This window comes from Kocuria sp. KD4 (assembly GCF_011769905.1).
GTDB classification, from domain to species: Bacteria; Actinomycetota; Actinomycetes; order Actinomycetales; family Micrococcaceae; genus Kocuria; species Kocuria marina.
Genome location: NZ_CP050449.1, coordinates 1245678 through 1262990, shown reverse-complemented (window position 1 = coordinate 1262990; position 17313 = coordinate 1245678). Strand labels below are relative to the sequence as shown.

General features: G+C 68.3%; 15 protein-coding genes and 2 tRNA genes. 4 read left to right on the top strand and 13 right to left on the bottom strand.

Translation table 11 applies throughout. The features are described from left to right. Positions 1 to 3 precede the first annotated feature (3 nt). From HBK84_RS05810 to HBK84_RS05800, 3 genes are all read right to left on the bottom strand, one after another. Entirely contained in the window at positions 4 to 1068 is a 1065-nt protein-coding gene (locus tag HBK84_RS05810) for an ABC transporter substrate-binding protein (RefSeq protein WP_167318418.1), read from the bottom strand. Between the two features lie 231 nt (positions 1069 to 1299). Beyond that, positions 1300 to 2100 (bottom strand): SDR family oxidoreductase, encoded by an 801-nt coding sequence (locus HBK84_RS05805; protein WP_167318417.1) that lies wholly within the window; start codon positions 2098 to 2100, stop codon positions 1300 to 1302. A 63-nt stretch (positions 2101 to 2163) separates the two neighbouring features. After that, positions 2164 to 2532: a DUF488 domain-containing protein gene (locus tag HBK84_RS05800; protein ID WP_167318416.1), complete on the bottom strand. Its 369-nt coding sequence runs from the start codon at positions 2530 to 2532 to the stop codon at positions 2164 to 2166. Between the two features lie 50 nt (positions 2533 to 2582). On the opposite strand from HBK84_RS05800, the gene valS reads away from it, so the two are divergent. Next, on the top strand, positions 2583 to 5234 hold the full coding sequence (gene valS, locus HBK84_RS05795) for a valine--tRNA ligase (protein WP_167318415.1): 2652 nt from the start codon (positions 2583 to 2585) through the stop codon (positions 5232 to 5234). A gap of 232 nt (positions 5235 to 5466) precedes the next feature. On the opposite strand, the gene HBK84_RS05790 is transcribed toward valS, so the two are convergent. The 6 genes from HBK84_RS05790 to HBK84_RS05765 all read right to left on the bottom strand — a co-directional run bounded on the left by HBK84_RS05790 (position 5467) and on the right by HBK84_RS05765 (position 10758). Continuing rightward, the gene (locus HBK84_RS05790) at positions 5467 to 6069 is read right to left on the bottom strand and encodes a DsbA family protein (protein ID WP_167318414.1); all 603 of its coding nucleotides are present in this window, start codon (positions 6067 to 6069) and stop codon (positions 5467 to 5469) included. A 32-nt stretch (positions 6070 to 6101) separates the two neighbouring features. After that, positions 6102 to 7397 (bottom strand): ATP-dependent Clp protease ATP-binding subunit ClpX, encoded by a 1296-nt coding sequence (gene clpX, locus HBK84_RS05785; RefSeq protein WP_064847274.1) that lies wholly within the window; start codon positions 7395 to 7397, stop codon positions 6102 to 6104. 165 nt (positions 7398 to 7562) lie between these two features. Further along, a complete protein-coding gene (locus HBK84_RS05780; RefSeq protein WP_035962208.1) occupies positions 7563 to 8225 on the bottom strand; it encodes an ATP-dependent Clp protease proteolytic subunit in 663 nt (220 codons plus the stop codon). 48 nt (positions 8226 to 8273) lie between these two features. Then, complete coding sequence (locus HBK84_RS05775) at positions 8274 to 8876, bottom strand: ATP-dependent Clp protease proteolytic subunit (protein ID WP_035962642.1); 603 nt, start codon at positions 8874 to 8876, stop codon at positions 8274 to 8276. 301 nt (positions 8877 to 9177) lie between these two features. Further along, complete coding sequence (gene tig / locus HBK84_RS05770) at positions 9178 to 10581, bottom strand: trigger factor (protein ID WP_167318413.1); 1404 nt, start codon at positions 10579 to 10581, stop codon at positions 9178 to 9180. Between the two features lie 104 nt (positions 10582 to 10685). Then, positions 10686 to 10758, bottom strand: a tRNA-Pro gene (locus HBK84_RS05765). 186 nt (positions 10759 to 10944) lie between these two features. Between HBK84_RS05765 and HBK84_RS05760 the strand changes: the two genes are divergently transcribed. After that, positions 10945 to 11015: transfer RNA gene (locus HBK84_RS05760), tRNA-Gly, on the top strand. 146 nt (positions 11016 to 11161) lie between these two features. On the opposite strand, the gene HBK84_RS05755 is transcribed toward HBK84_RS05760, so the two are convergent. Together HBK84_RS05755 and HBK84_RS05750 are read right to left on the bottom strand one after the other, a co-directional pair. Continuing rightward, positions 11162 to 12085, bottom strand: coding sequence for an Fpg/Nei family DNA glycosylase (locus tag HBK84_RS05755; protein ID WP_131332776.1), 924 nt, complete (start codon positions 12083 to 12085; stop codon positions 11162 to 11164). A 15-nt stretch (positions 12086 to 12100) separates the two neighbouring features. Beyond that, on the bottom strand, positions 12101 to 12613 hold the full coding sequence (locus HBK84_RS05750; RefSeq protein ID WP_085107757.1) for a ribose-5-phosphate isomerase: 513 nt from the start codon (positions 12611 to 12613) through the stop codon (positions 12101 to 12103). Positions 12614 to 12910: 297 nt separating this feature from the next. Between HBK84_RS05750 and pepN the strand changes: the two genes are divergently transcribed. Then, positions 12911 to 15499 carry an aminopeptidase N gene (gene pepN / locus HBK84_RS05745; RefSeq protein ID WP_167318412.1) on the top strand — a complete coding sequence of 863 codons (2589 nt, stop codon included), beginning with the start codon at positions 12911 to 12913 and terminating at the stop codon, positions 15497 to 15499. A gap of 146 nt (positions 15500 to 15645) precedes the next feature. After that, a complete protein-coding gene (locus HBK84_RS05740) occupies positions 15646 to 16038 on the top strand; it encodes a globin (protein WP_035962646.1) in 393 nt (130 codons plus the stop codon). A 61-nt stretch (positions 16039 to 16099) separates the two neighbouring features. On the opposite strand, the gene HBK84_RS05735 is transcribed toward HBK84_RS05740, so the two are convergent. Together HBK84_RS05735 and HBK84_RS05730 are read right to left on the bottom strand one after the other, a co-directional pair. Next, positions 16100 to 16810: a hypothetical protein gene (locus tag HBK84_RS05735; protein ID WP_085107751.1), complete on the bottom strand. Its 711-nt coding sequence runs from the start codon at positions 16808 to 16810 to the stop codon at positions 16100 to 16102. After that, the gene (locus HBK84_RS05730; RefSeq protein ID WP_064847268.1) at positions 16807 to 17274 is read right to left on the bottom strand and encodes a thioesterase family protein; all 468 of its coding nucleotides are present in this window, start codon (positions 17272 to 17274) and stop codon (positions 16807 to 16809) included. The genes HBK84_RS05735 and HBK84_RS05730 overlap by 4 nt, the downstream gene beginning before the upstream one ends. Positions 17275 to 17313 lie beyond the last annotated feature (39 nt).

Sequence of the window (17313 nt, the reverse complement as noted above, 5' to 3'; positions counted from 1 at the left end):
GGGTCAGGCCCCCAGCGTGGTCTTGATCGCCGGGATGTGGGCGTCGAGCGCGTGGGGCATGGACAGCGGAGAGGACGAGTACCCGGAGAGCACGTCCTGCTTGTCCGTGAGGAACATCCCCCGCCCGTTGGCGATCGCGGGGATGGTCTTGAGGATCGGGTCCGTGCGGAACTTCTCGGCCTGGGCGTCGTCCTCCGCGGCCGCCACGAACAGGTCGCTCGTGAGCTCGTCGGCGCGTTCGCGGGGCCATTCGCGCCAGAACTGATCCTCCGTGATGTTGTCCTTGACCGCGTCCGCGAGATTCATCCCCAGCTCGGTGAAGAAGCGGGGGCGTCCGTCCGCGGGGCCGTAGAACCCCAGGCTCTGGGAGACGTCACCGTAGATGAAGGTCTTGCCCTTGGCCGCGCCGAGTTCGTCGGAGCGCCGGGAGACGAGTTCTTCGGTGCGGCTCACGAGTTCGTCACCGGCCGCGGAACGGCCCAGGGCCTTGGCCGTGACACGCTGCATGTCCTGCCACGAGTTGACCCACGGGCCCGTGGGGTACGCGACCACCGGGGCGATCTTCGTGAGGCGGTCGTACTCCTCCCGGGTGACCCCGGAGTTCACCGCGACGATCAGGTCCGGGCTCAGCTCGGCGATGTCCGTGAAGTTCACACCATCCGATTCGTCCATGGCCTTGGGCGTCTGCCCGCCCAGTTCTGAGACCTTGGCGTCGAACCAGTCGGTGGACCCGTTCGCGTTGCCGCCCCAGGCCACCTTGGTCATGCCCACCGGCACCACGCCGAGCGCGGCCACGAAGTCCTGCGTGTTGCTCGCGCCCACGCACACGACCCGCTGCGGCGCGGCCTCGACCTTCGTGGTGCCCAGGGCGTGTGTCACCTCCACGGGGAACGTGTCCGTGGGGCTCGACGACGCCGTGGCACCGGGGGTCTGCGCCTGCCCGTCCCCGTCCCGCGCGCCCGTGGAACACGCCGCGAGCCCCACGAGGGAGGCCACGGCCAGGCCGGAGCCCAGCAGGGTGCGACGATTGAACTGCCGGGACGCGTTCCCGGACCGGTGAGGGGACATGGACACTCCTGGGTCACTGAATTTGATAAGGCAAGCCTAACCTAATTCATGCTCCCGTTCGGCCGCAACCGCTCCGTGCGCGCTCTCGCGGGTGCGGCCGGACCGAGCAGAGCCAGGGCATTCCGCTGACCGGTCATGGGGCGCCGGGCGGATGGGCAGGACCGGCCCACCAAGGGCAACCGGCCGCCGGTGCTCCGAGGCACCGGCGGCCGGTCACCGCAACGCACGCTGTCAGTTGTTCGTGCGGATCATCTTGTGCGGCGCAGCCTGGGCCACGGGCTTGACCGTGATCGTGTCCAGGTCCACGTGATGCGGCAGTTCCACGGCGAAGGCGCAGACCTCGGCCACGTCCTGGCCCGAGAGCGGTTTCTCCACGCCCGCGTAGATCTTGTCCGCGGCCGCCTGGTCACCACCCAGGCGCATGAGCGAGAACTCGGGAGTGTGCACCAGACCGGGCGCCACCTCCACCACGCGCACGTTGTGCTCAGCCTCCTCGAGGCGCAGCGCCTCGGTCATGGCGCGTTCGGCGTACTTGGCGGCGTTGTACCCCGCTCCGCCCTCGTAGGCGCGCTGAGCGGCGATCGAGGTCAGGTTCAGCACCGTGCCCTCACCGTTGGCCCGCAACGCGGGCAGGAACGCACGGACCACCCGCAGGGTGCCCATCACGTTGACGTCGTACATCCACTGCCAGTCCTCGTCCTTGGCGTCGGCCACCGTGTCCGTGCCGCGTGCTCCGCCGGAGATGTTGAGGATCGCGTCCACGGTGCCCTGCTCGCCGAGCACCCGATCGCGCAGCGCATCCACCTGCGCCTGGTCGGTGATGTCGGTGGGCACGGCACTCGCGCCGGTCTCCCGGGCCAATTCCTCGAGACGCTCCGCGCGACGGGCGACGGCGTACACCGTCCACCCGCTCTCGCGCAGGCGGCGCACCGTGGCCTCGCCGATGCCCGTGGAGGCACCGGTGACCACGGCCACCTTGCCGTTGCCGAGCGGCTTGGGATCCTTGTAGGTGGGATGTGTGTTCTGAGTCATAGCTCCACCGTAGCGCGCGGAATTATGACTTAGAACAATCCGGATCGGCTCGATTAGGACGTTTCAGAAACCACTGCGGTGATCGCGCAACCAGCCCATGAGCACAACGGCGTTGTTGTGCTCCTCGTCCTTCGCGTCATAAAGCAGGGTCGCGGAGTCCACGTCCCGCAGCACGCTCCTGAGCTGCGCGACCTCCCCGGAGGCGTCCTCGTCGAGTTCCTCGCGGTAGCGCTGCGCGAAGCGGTCGAACTTCTCGGGGTCGTGACCGAACCACTTGCGCAACTCGTCGCTCGGGGCCACCCCCTTGAACCAGTGGTCCAGGGCTGCAAGGTCCTTTCTGACCCCGCGCGGCCACAAGCGATCGACCAGGATCCGAGCGCCGTCGTCTCGCGCGGCGTCCTCGCGAATGCGGTGGATGTGCAAACGTGCCATGCCCCCACGCTACGACGGTCCGTGCCCGCGTGCATGAGAGACTGGAGCACATGGCACAGAACCTCGAGGGTACAGACACGCCCGAAATCATCGACAGCGCTGCGTCCACCACCGCGGTGAACGTCCCCGACAAGCCGGCTATGGAGGGCCTGGAGGAGAAGTACTCCGCGCAGTGGCGCGAGAACGGCACGTACGCGTTCCGCGAGGACACCACGCGCGAGGACGTCTACTCGATCGACACTCCCCCGCCCACGGCCTCCGGCTCCCTGCACGTGGGACACATGTTCTCCTACACGCAGACGGATGTGATCGCCCGCTATCAGCGGATGTCCGGCAAGAACGTGTTCTACCCGCTGGGCTGGGACGACAACGGCCTGCCCACCGAGCGCCGCGTGCAGAACTACTACGGCGTGCGCTGCGAGCCCGGCAAGCCGTACATCGAGGGTTACCAGCCCCCGGAGAAGCCGGCCAAGAACCAGCGCGACTGGGACGTGGTGTCCCGCCAGAACTTCATCGAGCTGTGCGAGGAACTCGCGGTCGAGGACGAGAAGGTCTTCGAGCACCTGTTCTCCACCCTGGGGCTGTCCGTGGACTGGACCCGCACGTACCGCACGATCGACGCGCACTCGCGCAAGGTCTCCCAGCTCGCATTCCTCAAGGACTACGAGGCCGGTAACGCGTACATGGCCGAGGCCCCCACCATGTGGGACGTCACGTTCCGCACCGCCGTGGCCCAGGCCGAGCTCGAGGACCGCGAACGCGAAGGTGCCTACCACCGCGTGGCGTTCCACCGACCGGACGGCGAGAAGGTCTTCATCGAGACCACCCGCCCCGAGCTGCTGCCCGCGTGCGTGGCGCTGGTGGCCCACCCGGACGACGAGCGCTACCAGGCGCTGTTCGGCACCACCGTGCGTTCCCCGCTGTTCGACGTCGAGGTCGAGGTCAAGGCCCACCCGCTCGCCAAGCCGGACAAGGGCTCGGGTATCGCCATGATCTGTACGTTCGGTGACCTCACCGACGTCACGTGGTGGCGCGAGCTCGATCTGCCCACACGCGCCCTGATCGGCCGCGACGGCCGCTTCGCCTCGGAGCAGCCCGCATGGATCGCCGACGGCGCCCCGGCCGAGAACTACGCGCAGCTCGCCGGCAAGACCGTGTTCTCCGCGCAGAAGACCGTGGTCGAACTGCTCGCCGCCTCCGGTGACATGGAGGGCGAGCCCAAGAAGATCACCCACCCCGTGAACTTCTATGAGAAGGGCGACAAGCCCCTCGAGGTCGTCACCTCCCGCCAGTGGTACATCCGCAACGGCGGTCGGGACGCCGAGCGCCGCGACGCCCTGATCGAACGGGGCCGTGAGATCTCGTGGCACCCCTCGTTCATGCGCGCGCGCTACGAGAACTGGATCGAGGGTCTCAACGGGGATTGGCTGATCTCCCGTCAGCGCTTCTTCGGCGTGCCGTTCCCGGTGTGGTACCCGCTGGACGAGTCCGGTGAACCGGATTACGACCACCCCGTGCTCCCCGCCCAAGACCAGTTGCCCGTGGATCCCACCACGGACGTGGCCCCCGGCTACACCGAGGACCAGCGCGATCAGCCCGGTGGATTCATGGCGGACCCGGACGTCCTGGACACCTGGGCAACCTCTTCCCTGACCCCGCAGATCGCAACCGGCTGGGCCGTGGACGAGACCTTGCACGCCAACACGTTCCCCATGGACCTGCGCCCGCAGGGTCACGACATCATCCGCACGTGGCTGTTCTCGACCGTGGTACGCGCCGAGACGCTGGCGCAGACCGTGCCGTGGAAGCACACGGCACTGTCCGGGTGGATCCTGGACCCGGACCGCAAGAAGATGTCCAAGTCCAAGGGCAACGTGGTGATCCCCACCGAGGTGCTCGAGAAGTACGGCTCGGACGCGGTGCGCTACTGGGCGGCGTCGGCCCGCCTGGGCGCGGACACCGCCTACGACGAGGGCCAGATGAAGATCGGCCGTCGCCTGGCGATCAAACTGCTCAACGCATCCAAGTTCGTGCTGGCCCAGGGCGTGACCGAGGCCTCCGTGCTGGGCTCCGGGACGGACGGTTCCGTGGTGACCAACGGTCTGGACCGCTCCCTGTTGGCCCAGCTCGCGGACGTCGTGGAGCGCGCGAGCACCGCGTTCCAGGAGTACGAGTACGCGCGCGCCCTGCAGTTGATCGAGTCCTTCTTCTGGACCTTCACGGACGACTACGTGGAGCTCGTGAAGGACCGCGCATACGGTTCCCGCGGGGAGGCCTCGCAGGCCTCGGTGCACGCGGCCCTCGCGACCACGCTCGACACCCTGCTGCGCTTGTTCGCCCCGTTCATCCCATTCGCCACGGAAGAGGTGTGGTCGTGGTGGCGCTCCGGTTCGGTGCACCGCGCGGCCTGGCCCGTGACTGACGGGTTCGCCGAGCCCGCTCGCGCGGGTGATCCCGAGGTGCTCACCGTGGTGGGCGAGGCGCTGTCCGGGCTGCGCAAGGCCAAGTCCGAGGCCAAGGTCAAGCAGCGTACCGCGGTCACCTCCGCGGTGATCTCGGGCCCGGCCGCTCAGCTCGAGCAGTTGCGCGCCGGGCTGGAGGACCTCCAGGCCGCCGGTAACGCCGCAGACCTCACGCTCACCGACGCCGAGGGTGAGCTGGCCGTGAGTGACGTCCAGCTCGAGGAAGCACCACAGGCCTGAGTCGACATGGAGGGGCCCCGTCCTGCCTCGTGCGGGATCGGGCCCCTCGGCACATCACGAACGCCGTCGCCCCCGCGGAGCCGCCCTTGCCCGGTCCGACGGGCGGCACCGGCACACCGGGCCCTCTGCGCTTCACCCAGCGCATGAACGAACCCCGCCACGTGCGTGACGGGGTTCGTTCATGCCTGCAGCGGTCGGGCGCACGGTCCGGCGCACGCGCCGCCGCGGGACGTCAGCTGAAGTCGGGGCCCTTCTCGCGGCCGCGCTTGAGCTCGTAGAAACCGGGGTACGAGGCCAGCGCCAGTGCGCCGTCCCAGACCCGGCCGGCTTCCTCACCCTTGGGCGCGGGGGTGAACACGGGACCGAAGAAGCCCACGCCGTTCACGGCGATGCACGGGGTCCCGATGTCCTCACCGGCCACCTTCCGGGCGGCCTCGGTGGACTCGCGCAGCGCGGCGTCGTAGTCCTCGGAGTCCTTGGCGTCCGCGAGCTCGGCGGGCAGGCCGACCTCCTCGAGCGACTCGGTGATGATCTGGGCCTCGTCCTTCATGCCACCGGGGTGACGGCGGGTGCCCATGGCGTCGTAGAGCTTCTTGTAGTACTCGGCGCCGTGGGCCTGCGCGGCGGCCTCGATGACGCGCACCATCCACATGGACTCCACGTGTTCGTTGTGGTGGTTGTCCGGGTTGTCCTCGTTGAGGATGCCCAGGGAGATGATCCGCCAGTCCACCTCCACGTCACGGATGCGGGTGACCTCCTCCATCCACCGGGAGGTCATCCAGGCCCACGGGCACAGGGGATCGAACCAGAAATCGACGTGTTGCTTCTCGGCCATGAGATGTCCTTTCGGGCGTTCGGTTCTTTCGCTCACGCTGACTTGTGGCGACGCCGCTCGGCGTCGATCATCTCGTGCGTGAAGATCTCGGGGTCGGCCAGTTTGGCCACGGCGTCCTCGGTGACGAGCACCGCGGCGACGTCGTCGCGGCCCGGCAGTTCGAACATGACCGGCATGAGGATGTCCTCGAGGATCGCGCGCAGACCGCGCGCGCCGGTGCCGCGTTCGATGGCCAGTTCCGCGATGGCCTCGAGTGCCTGCGGGTCGAAGGTGAGTTCCACACCGTCGAGCTGGAAGAGTTTGCGGTACTGCTTGACCAGCGCGTTCTTGGGTTCGGTGAGGATGCGTACCATGTCCGCGACGGACAGTTTGGACAGCGTGGCCACCACGGGCAGCCGCCCGATGAACTCGGGGATCAGTCCGAACTTGAGCAGGTCCTCGGGCTGGACCTGACCCGTGAGATCCACGTCCGCGGTGTCCCGGATGGGCGCACCGAAACCGATGCCCTTCTTGCCCGTGCGCTGCTGCACGATCTCCTCGAGACCCGCGAACGCTCCCGCCACGATGAACAACACGTTGGTGGTGTCCAGGTGCAGGAACTCCTGCTGCGGGTGCTTGCGGCCACCCTGGGGCGGCACGGAGGCCACCGTGCCCTCGAGGATCTTCAGGAGCGCTTGTTGGACCCCTTCGCCCGATACGTCCCGCGTGATCGAGGGGTTCTCAGATTTACGAGAAATCTTGTCGATCTCGTCAATGTAAATAATCCCCTGCTCCGCTTTCTTGATATCGAAATCAGCGGCTTGGATGAGCTTGAGAAGAATGTTCTCAACGTCTTCCCCCACGTATCCGGCTTCGGTCAGGGAGGTGGCGTCCGCGACCGCGAACGGCACGTCCAGCTTCTTGGCGAGGGACTGCGCGAGGTAGGTCTTCCCGGACCCCGTGGGTCCCACCAACAGGATGTTGGACTTGGCCACCTCGATGGCCTCCTCGTCCCCCTCGGAGCCCGCAATGGTGAGCGTGTGCCCGGAGACGCCCGCGCGGATGCGCTTGTAGTGGTTGTACACGGCCACGGCCAGCGCACGCTTGGCGGGCTCCTGGCCGATCACGTACTCCCGCAGGTGATCGTAGATCTGCTGCGGGCGGGGCAGCTCCGTCTGGTCCGTCTCCGTGACCTCGGTGAGCTCCTCCTCGATGATCTCGTTGCACAGCTCGATGCACTCGTCACAAATGTAGACCCGCGGGCCCGCGATGAGCTTGCGCACCTGCTTCTGGCTTTTGCCGCAGAAGGAGCATTTGAGCAGGTCAACGCTCTCCCCGATGCGCGCCATGTATCAGCCTCACAGTTCGTCTTGACGGATGCTGGGTCCACTCTAAGCGAGCTTCTCACGGCCCGCCCAATCATGCCGAGGCGCGTGACGGCCACGCCGCATATCCGTGCACCGTGGCCGTCGGTCCCCTCGTCACCCCCGGAAGCTGCGCCTCCGGGTCGCCGCTCAGGCCTGCGTGACCGTGGAGGGCTTGTTGATCTTGCGGGAGTCCAGCACCTGGTCGATGATGCCGTACTCCTGGGCCTCTTTGGCCGTGAGGATCTTGTCGCGTTCGATGTCGCGGTTGATCTCCTCCGCAGCCCTGTTGGTGTGCAGCGCCATGGTCTCCTCCAACCACGTGCGCATGCGCATGATTTCGTTGGCCTGGATCTCGATGTCCGAGGCCTGACCGCCGCCCTGGCCCTCCATGGCGGGCTGGTGGATCAGCACGCGCGCGTTGGGCAGCGCGAGGCGCTTACCGGGAGTACCGCCCGCGAGCAGCACGGACGCCGCGGAGGCCGCCTGGCCCAGGCACACGGTCTGGATCTCGGGGCGGATGTACTGCATGGTGTCGTAGATGGCCGTCATGGCCGTGAACGAACCGCCCGGGGAGTTGATGTACATGGTGATGTCCCGGTCCGGGTCCTGGGACTCGAGCACGAGCAGCTGCGCCATGATGTCGTCCGCGGAGGTGTCATCCACCTGGACGCCCAGGAAGATGATCCGGTCCTCGAACAGCTTGGTGTACGGGTTCTGGCGGCGGTAGCCGTACGGGGTGCGTTCCTCGAAGTCCGGGATCACGTAGCGGCTGGTGGGCAACTGCGGTGCAGTGGCGTGAGGCAAGTTCATTGGTCCGTCCTGAAAGTCTATGGGTGGTTCTGGCAGCTCGCGCGCTGCTTACTGGGAGTCCTTCATGGTTCCGCCGCCACCGGTCACGTTGCCGGCAGACTGGGCGATCTGGTCGAAGAATCCGTACTCCAGGGCGCGCTGAGCGTCGAACCAGTTGTCACGGTCGTTGTCGCGCAGGATGGTCTCGAGCGTCTGACCGGTCTGCTCCGCGGTCAGTTCCGCGAGCCGCTGCTTCATGGACAGGATCAGCTCGGCCTGCACGCGGATGTCGGACGCGGTGCCGCCCATGCCGCCCGAGGGCTGGTGCATGAGGATGCGCGCGTTGGGGGTCGCATAGCGCTTGCCCTTGGTCCCGGAGGACAGCAGGAACTGGCCCATGGACGCGGCGAGGCCCGTGGCGACCGTGACGACGTCGTTGGGGATCAACTGCATGGTGTCGTAGATCGCCATGCCCGCCGTGACGGAACCGCCCGGGGAGTTGATGTAGAGGTAGATGTCCGCCTCGGGGTCCTCGGCGGAGAGCAACAGCATCTGCGAGCAGATGAGGTTGGCGTTGGTGTCCCGCACCTCGGAACCCAACCAAATGATGCGTTCCTTGAGCAGTCGGTTGTAGACGTAGTCGTCCTGACCACCCGGCGCCATGTCCTCCATACGCGGAGTGGCCGGTGCGGCACCGTACGGCTGAATGGGAGTGGAGGTCATGAATGCCCTCTTTCTGCTGGACGGGTCCGGGTCGAACGAGCGCCGCCGAACCGAACCCATGAACACGTTCTGTCTCAGCAGCGTAGTGCGCCGTCTCCCCGTGCACGCCCGGTGTTCCGCGGTGTTCGCTTCTGGCGCATGGTGGCACGCGGACAGCGAAACGCCACGACGTCCCCTCGGTGGGGGGGGCTCGTCGTGGCGTTGCGCGGAGGCCGTTGGCACCCGGTTCACCCGGGTGCCAACGGGTGACTCACTTGGTCTCGGCGGCCTCGTCGGTGGCAGCTTCGTCCGCGGCGGTCTCCTCGGAGACGGCCGGAGCGGAGTCGGCCTCGGCACCCTGGTCGGCGGCGGCGTCGTCCGCGGAGCCCACGAACTTGGACAGGTCCACGGCTTTGCCGTTGGAGTCGGTGACGGTGGCGTACTCGAGGACCTTGGCCAGGGCCTTGCGGCGGCGCACCTCACCGACCATCATCCCGGCCTGGCCGGAGCCGTCCAGCATCTGTGCGAACTGGTTGGGGTCCATGCCGTACTGCTGGGACATGTTAACGATGTAGTCGATCAGCTCGGACTGCTCCACGCCGACCTCTTCGGCCTCGGCCACGGCGTCCAGGATGATCTCGTTGCGGAACGCGGTCGCGGCGTTCTCACGGACCTCGGCACGGTGCTCCTCGGTGTCGTGACCGGGTTCGGCGGAGGCCTGGGCCTGCGGCGAGTCGAAGTGCTGGGTGACCTGCTCCTCGATGACGTTCTCGGGGACCGGGACCTCGATGAGCTCCACGAGCTTCTCGAGCACCTTGTCACGGGCCTCGATGCCCTGCTCGACGGCGACGGACTCGACGGCCTGCTTCTTCAGGTCCTCCTTGAGCTCATCGACGGTGTCGAACTCGGAGGCCAGCTGGGCGAACTCGTCGTCCACCTCGGGCAGTTCGCGTTCCTTCACGGCCGTGACCTTGACCTTGACCGTGGCCTCGGCACCGGAGTGCTCGCCACCGGCCAGCGTGGTCTCGAACGTGGCGTCCTCACCGGCGGACAGGCCGGTCACGGCCTCGTCGATGCCCTCGAGCATGGTGCCGGAGCCCACCTCGTAGGACAGGTCGTTGGCGGCGTCCACTTCCTCGCCGTCCACGAGCGCCTGCAGGTCGAGGGTCACGTGGTCACCCTCGGCCGCGGGGCGATCCACGGTCTTGAGGGTGCCGAAGCGACCGCGCAGCTCGTCCAGGGCCTTCTGCTCGTCCTCGGCGGAGGCCTCACGGGCGTCCACCTCGATCTTCAGACCCTTGTAGTCGGGCAGCTCGATCTCGGGACGGATGGCCACGGAGATCTCCACCTGGCTGTCGGCCTCGCGGTCGTCACCCTCCGGCTTGGAGAGCACCTCGACCTGGGGCTGCGACAGCGGGGTCAGCTCGTGCTCGGCGAGGGCCTGCTGATAGAAGTCGTTGAGCCCCTCGTTCAGGGCGTTCTCCACCACGAAGTCGAAGCCCACGCGCTGGTCGATGAGCTTGGAGGGCACCTTGCCCTTGCGGAAGCCGGGGATCTGGATCTGCTCGGCCAGTTCCTTGTAGGTCTTCTGGACGAACGGCTTCAGATCCGCGTAAGCGATGTCAATGGTGATCTTCGCCTCGGTGGGGTTGAGTTTCTCGACGGCGCTCTTCACTTCCGCTGTCACTCCTGGGGTCGATGGGTACTTGCTACAACGGACCGGGGTCGGTCCGGTCGGTCAACGAGCGCCGCAACGCGACGCGCTGCAACGCTCAGACGTCGGGGTGACAGGACTCGAACCTGCGATCTCCTGCTCCCAAAGCAGGCGCGCTAGCCACTGCGCTACACCCCGTGATCACGTGCCCGACACGCGCTCCGTTTCGTCTCCGCCCGTGGACGGAACGAGGTCGACGGCTCGCCCGCGGGCGAGCCGACATCACGACAGTCTATCGTGTCGCGGCCCCGCACCCGGCAACCGGGTGGTAGAACCCGGTGATTGGCACGGTTTCTGGGGCTCGTGTACTCTTTCAACGTCCCCGGGGATGTAGCTCAATGGTAGAGCCCCAGTCTTCCAAACTGGCTACGCGGGTTCGATTCCCGTCATCCCCTCAGCGATCCCCGAAACCCCGCCGTACCCGTGTGCGCCGCGGGGTTTCCTCGTTCCCGCGACCCTTCTCCCGACACCCCCCCGGAAGACTCTCGCAGTACGACGCCGCGTCGAACCGGAGCGGGCACACGGTGGGTGCGAGGCCGCATCACGCCTGGCAGCTCGGGCACCAGTAGAGCCCCCGCCCGTTGAGGTCGCGCTTGAGCACGGTGGTCCCGCACCGCAGGCACGGCTGCCCGTGGCGGTGGTAGACGTAGTTCGCATGCTCGGGCCATGCCTCGGTGTCCGGGATGTCGGGGCGGTCCGCCGGATCCGTGGTGATGATCCGGCCCACGCGCACCCCCACGGCCATGAGCGTCACGTTCTCCTCCCACAGCCCGAGCAGGTCCTCGCGGGTCAGCGAGGCTCCGGGCGTCATGGGGTTCACACCCCGGCGGAACAGGGACTCCGCCCGGAAGATGTTGCCGATCCCCGACACCACGTTCTGCTCCATGAGCAGCACGCCGATCGCCCGCTTGCTCTTGGCCGCGGCACGCAGGAACGGTTCCGGATCGGCCTGCGGGTCCAGGGGGTCCGGTCCCAGCTTGGCCTCCGCGGCCCGCGCTTCCTCCGGTGTCTCCACCGTGCACAGGGCCGGCCCGCGTAGATCCGCCCACCCGTGCTCGCCGGCCAACCGGGCCCGCACGGCACCGACCGGGGGCTCGGGAACGACCCGTCCGGCGTCGTCGTACGCCACTGCCGATTCCTCCGCGGAGCCGGACTCGCGCTCCCCCACGCGGCGCGGGGCGCCGATCGAGGACGCCGCCGCGAACTGCTCGTCCCCCGCGAAACTCCACGCGCCGTAGATGCCGAGGTGCGAACGCATGACCACGACGTCGTCCGGGTCACAGGGCGCCGCGAAGTCCAGGTAGAGGTGCTTGCCGTGGGCGCGGGCGCACGTCAGGACGCGCCCGTCCAGCACGGCGGCACCCGCGGCGAAGCGGCCCTGGGGACTCGTGACGCGCAACCGCTGGCCCACGAACAGGTCCCCGAGCTGACGCCCGAGGCGGTGGATTGAGTGGCCCTCGGGCACGTCCGACGCCCCCGCTCAGTCCTGCGTGTACGGGCGGACCGGGACCTCGGAGAGGTGGCCCACGATGTCACCGGTGCGCTCGAACTCGGCGAGCTGCTCGATTCGGCGCACGTGCCGGGACTCCCCCGAGAATGGCTCGGCGAGGAAGATCCGCACGAGCTCCAGGGCCTCGTCGTTGCCGTGCTGGCGCCCGCCGATCGCGATCACCTGGGCGTCGTTGTGCTGCCGGGCCAACCGGGCGGTGTCCTCGTTCCACACGAGGGCCGCGCGGATCCCCCGGACCAGGTTGGCCGCCATCTGCTCGCCGTTACCGGAACCACCCAGCACGATGCCGAGCGAGTCCAGACCGTTCTCGCGGTCCTCGCGGACCCCCTGGGCAGCACTGATGCAGAACGCGGGGTAGTCGTCCGCGGCGTCGTAGACCGCGGGGCCGTGGTCGATCATCTCGTAACCGTCCTCGCTGAGCCGCTGCATGAGGAAGTGGGACAGCTCGAGGCCTGCGTGGTCGGTGGCAATGTGCACGCGCATGGGACGTCAGCAACTCCTGGACGGGGTGGTCGCGGGGCAACCGGCACGTCTGCTCCGCGACGGGGAAAGGGTCTCCTCCACCTTAGCCGCCGATCCCACCGGCGCGGGCGCTCCCCCGGCTCGCGCCCGGGCAACGATCGGACCGGCGGAGGGGCCGTGCCGTCGCGGTATGCGTGCGAGGAAGAACGCGGGCCCGAGTCGGCGGCGTGGGGCCCGCGGCGGGACTTGCGACGGCTGCCATAATGACAAGATGCCCCGCGCGGGCATCGAATTGTCGTCGAGGAGAGGAACGCCGCTGTGCCCGGAACGAACCTGACCCGAGCGGAGGCCGCCGAGCGCGCGCGGATCATCTCGGTCGAGTCCTACCACGTGGATCTGGACCTCACGGGGGACCCCGAGACCTTCCGGGCGCGCACCACGGTGACGTTCGATGCCGAAGCGGGAGCGCACACGTTCATCGACGCGATCACCGCGTCCGTGGATTCCGTGACCCTCAACGGCACCTTCCTGGACCCCGCGAAGGTCAGCGACGGCGAGCGCATCGACCTGCCCGATCTCGCCGAGCACAACGAGCTCGTGGTGGACTCCCGGATGTACTACATGAACACGGGTGAGGGCCTGCACCGGTTCGTGGATCCCGTGGACGAGCAGGTGTACCTCTACACCCAGTTCGAGGTCGCGGACACCCGCCGGATGTTCCCAGTGTTCGAACAGCCCGATCTCAAGGCCACGTTCCAGTTTGCGGTCACCGCACCCGCCGACTGGGACGTGGTGTCCAACCAGCCCACCCCGGAACCCTTCCCAGTGGCAGACGGCGTGGCCCGGTGGGAGTTCTCCCCCACCCCCGTGATCTCGTGCTACATCACCGCGTTGATCGCGGGCCCCTACGTCAAGACCACGGACAGCCTGGTCTCCTCGGACGGACGCACCATCGAGCTGGGCCTGTTCGCGCGCCGCTCCCTGTTCGAGTACGTGGACGCCGAGGAGATGTTCGAGGTCACCAAGCAGGGCTTCGAGTTCTTCGAGTCCCAGTTCGGGGTGCCCTACCCCTTCGAGAAGTACGACCAGCTCTTCGTGCCGCAGTTCAACGCCGGCGCCATGGAGAACGCGGGCGCGGTGACCTTCGTGGAGTCCTACGTCTTCCGCTCCAAGCCGGCGCAGGCCCGCGTGGAGCGCCGCGCGATCACCGTGCTGCACGAGCTCGCGCACATGTGGTTCGGGGACCTCGTGACCATGCGCTGGTGGAACGACCTGTGGCTCAACGAGTCCTTCGCCGAGTACATGTCCACGCTCGCGTGCGCGCAGAACACCCGGTACACCAACGCGTGGACCACGTTCGCGGCCGGGGAGAAGTCCTGGGGCTACGAACAGGACCAGCTGCCCACCACCCACCCCATCAAGGCCGAGATCCCGGACCTCGAGGCGGTGCTCGTGAACTTCGACGGCATCACCTACGCCAAGGGTGCCTCGGTGCTCAAGCAGCTCGTGGCCTGGGTGGGCCAGGAGGAGTTCATGGCGGGGCTCAACCGCTACTTCGGCAAGCACGCGTGGTCCAACACGGAGCTCTCGGACCTCATGGTCGAGCTCGAGGCGGCCAGCGGGCGCGACCTGACCGACTGGTCCGCGCGCTGGCTCGAGACCGCGGGCGTGAACACCCTGGTGCCGCAGGTCGAGGCCGATGACGATGGCGTCATCACGTCCTTCCGGATCGAGCAGCTGGGCCAGGACGGCCATCCCACCCTGCGGCCCCACCGCGTGGCCGTGGGCTTCTACGACCACCGTGAGGACACCGGACTGCTGAGCCGCACGTTCCGCGTGGAGCTGGACGTGGACGGCGAGTTCACCGACGTCCCGCAGCTCGTGGGTCGCGAACTCCCGGACCTGGTGCTGCTCAACGACGACGACCTCGCCTACGCCAAGATCCGCCTGGACGAGTGCTCCCTGGCCACGGCCACCACCCACCTCGGAGACTTCGAGGAGTCGTTGCCCCGCTCGCTCGTGTGGGCCGCGGCGTGGGACTCCGTGCACGACGGCGTGAGCCCGGCGCGCGACTACGTGGACCTCGTGCTCTCCAACGTGGGCCACGAGACCGACTCCACGGCCGTGCAGGTGCAGCTGCGCCAGCTGGACGTGGCCCTGGACCGCTACCTCGCCCCCGAGCACGCGGACCAGGTCCGGGCCCGGGCCGCGGACACCCTGTGGGATCTCACGGCCGCCGCGGAGGCGGGCTCCGACCACCAGTGGCAGTTCTTCCGGGCCTTCCTGCGCCGGGCGTGCACCGAGGCGCATTTCGATCGCATCGAGGGTTTCTTCGACGGGGGCGTCCCCGAGGGGATCGAACTGGACACGGACACCCGTTGGGCCGTGCTGATCGCGCTCGTCGCGGCCGGCCGCAAGGGCGCCGAGGACGTCGACCGTGCGCTGGCCGAGGACAACACCGAAACCGGTGCGATCGCCGCGGCCACCGCGCGCGCCGCGATCCCCACCCCGGAGGCCAAGGCCGAGGCGTGGCGGCTCGTCGTGACCGAGGGCGCGCTGCCCAATTCCCAACAACAAGCGGCGATCGCCGGCTTCTTCCGCGTGCACGACGACGCCCTGGTCACCCCGTACGCCTCTCACTACTTCGACGCCGTCACGGGTGTGTGGACCGAGCGTACGCACGAACTCGCGCAGCAGATCGCCGTGGGACTGTTCCCCCGGGCCGTCGGCCAGGAGACGGTGGACGCCGCCCAGGCGTTCCTCGACCGGTTGGACCCGGCCCTGTCCGGGCTGCGGCGGATCGTGTTGGAACGCCAGGACGCCGCGCGCCGCGCCGTGCGCGCCCAGGCCGTGGACGCCGCGGCGCTGCAGGACTCAGCGAGTGACGCCCCGGAGGCCGACCGATGAGTGGGACGCAGGACTCTTCCCAGCCACTCGACCCGCAGGCCGCTGCTCCGGCGGGGCGGCGCACCTTCACGCTGGGTGCGGTGGGTTCCCGGTCGGCCGCCGGCTCGGTGACCCAGCCCCCACAACAGGTGGGGGACGCGCGGGGCGTGGCCGAAGCGGCGTCGTCGGACTCGTTCTACGCCCAGGTGGGCGGGCACGAGACGTTCGCCAAGCTCACCCGGGAGTTCTACGCGCGCGTGGCGCAGGACCCCGATTTCAAGGCGCTGTACCCCGAGGAGGACCTGGGACCCGCGGAGGAGCGGCTGCGGATGTTCCTGGAGCAGTACTGGGGCGGACCCACCACGTACTCCGAACAGCGCGGGCACCCCAGACTGCGGATGCGCCACGCCCCGTTCCCCGTGGACACGTGGGCGCGCGAGACGTGGTTGACGCACATGCGCGCGGCCATGGACACCCTGGAGCTGTCCCCGCTACACGACGGCATCATGTGGGACTACTTCGACCGCGCCGCCCACGCGATGGTCAACCGCCCCGGCTGAGGCGTTCTCCTCGCGTGCGGGGGCCCGGTCCCGGCACTGCCTTACCGGGCGGGGCCGGGTCTCAGCGGGAGACCTTGACGAGCACGTGACCCGCGCCCGTGCTCAGGCGCACCCACTGGCCCGAGGCCTCGGCCGCGACGTGCACGTCCGATTCGGACGCCGGGATGAACCCCAGGACGTCCAGGGCGAACGCGGCGCCGTCGGGGATCTCCGGGCCCTCCAGGGGACCCCAACCGGACCCGGCACCCCACACCCGCGCGCGGACCTTCTGGACCACGGCGGCGCCGGAGTTGGTGGGCACGGAATCGGACACGGTCCGGATACCGCGGTGCGCCACGTCGCGAACGCGGTGGGCGGGCACGGACCCCAGGGAGCGCCACCCCGTGCGGGGGGCCACGATCCCCGCCCAGGAGGCCGAGACCTCTTGCGGCGGGGCACTGATCCACACCGGGGCGTCGTCGTCGGACCCGCGAGCGCCCGTCTCGCGCGCGAGCCGGTCCGTGATGGCGGCCACGGCCACGGTGACGTCCAGCTCGCACGACTGCGCCAGTGACATCGTGCGCAGCCCCAGCACCACGGGTGCGGTGTCCAGGAGTCCGGCCGGGTGGATGACCGACACCCACGCCGCGAGCACCCGGTCCAAGCCCTGCAACCGGACGGCCGCCTGCGGATCCACCGAGCGGGCGCGGCTCAGGTACGTGGCCAGATCGGCGGCGTCCTGCCGGTCCTGCAGCAGGAAGCCGTCCGTGCGGGTATCACCAGGGTCGCTCATCGCTCGTCCGGCTCCTTGACCTCGTCCTCGAGCGTGGCCAGCAGTGCTTTCTGGTCATCCGTGAGCTTCATGCTCTTCCCCGTGTCCGGGTCCATGACCACGATGACCGACTCGCCCTCGGCGTAGACGTGCGAACCGTCCTCCTCCTGCAGGCTGTAGGAGATCGTGAACGACGAACCGCCCACGCGCGAGATCCACGTGCGCACGTACACCGGCTCCTGGCGGAAGAACAGCTGCTCCTTGTAGTCCACGCTCTGGTGCACCACCACGGTGCGGTTCTTGCCCACCGATTCGCGGAAGGTCGTGTCCTCGGGGATGCCGTGCTGGGCGTCCGCCTTGATGGGGGACGCCGTGAGCCGCACACGGGCGTCCTCGAAGTAGCGCAGCATGGTCACGTTGTTGATGTGGCCGTACTGGTCCTGGTCGAAGAACCGCATCTGGACGGGAACGTTGAGGGAAGTCATGGCTCTATCAGATCACACCCGATGCCCGGTTTAGAGTGG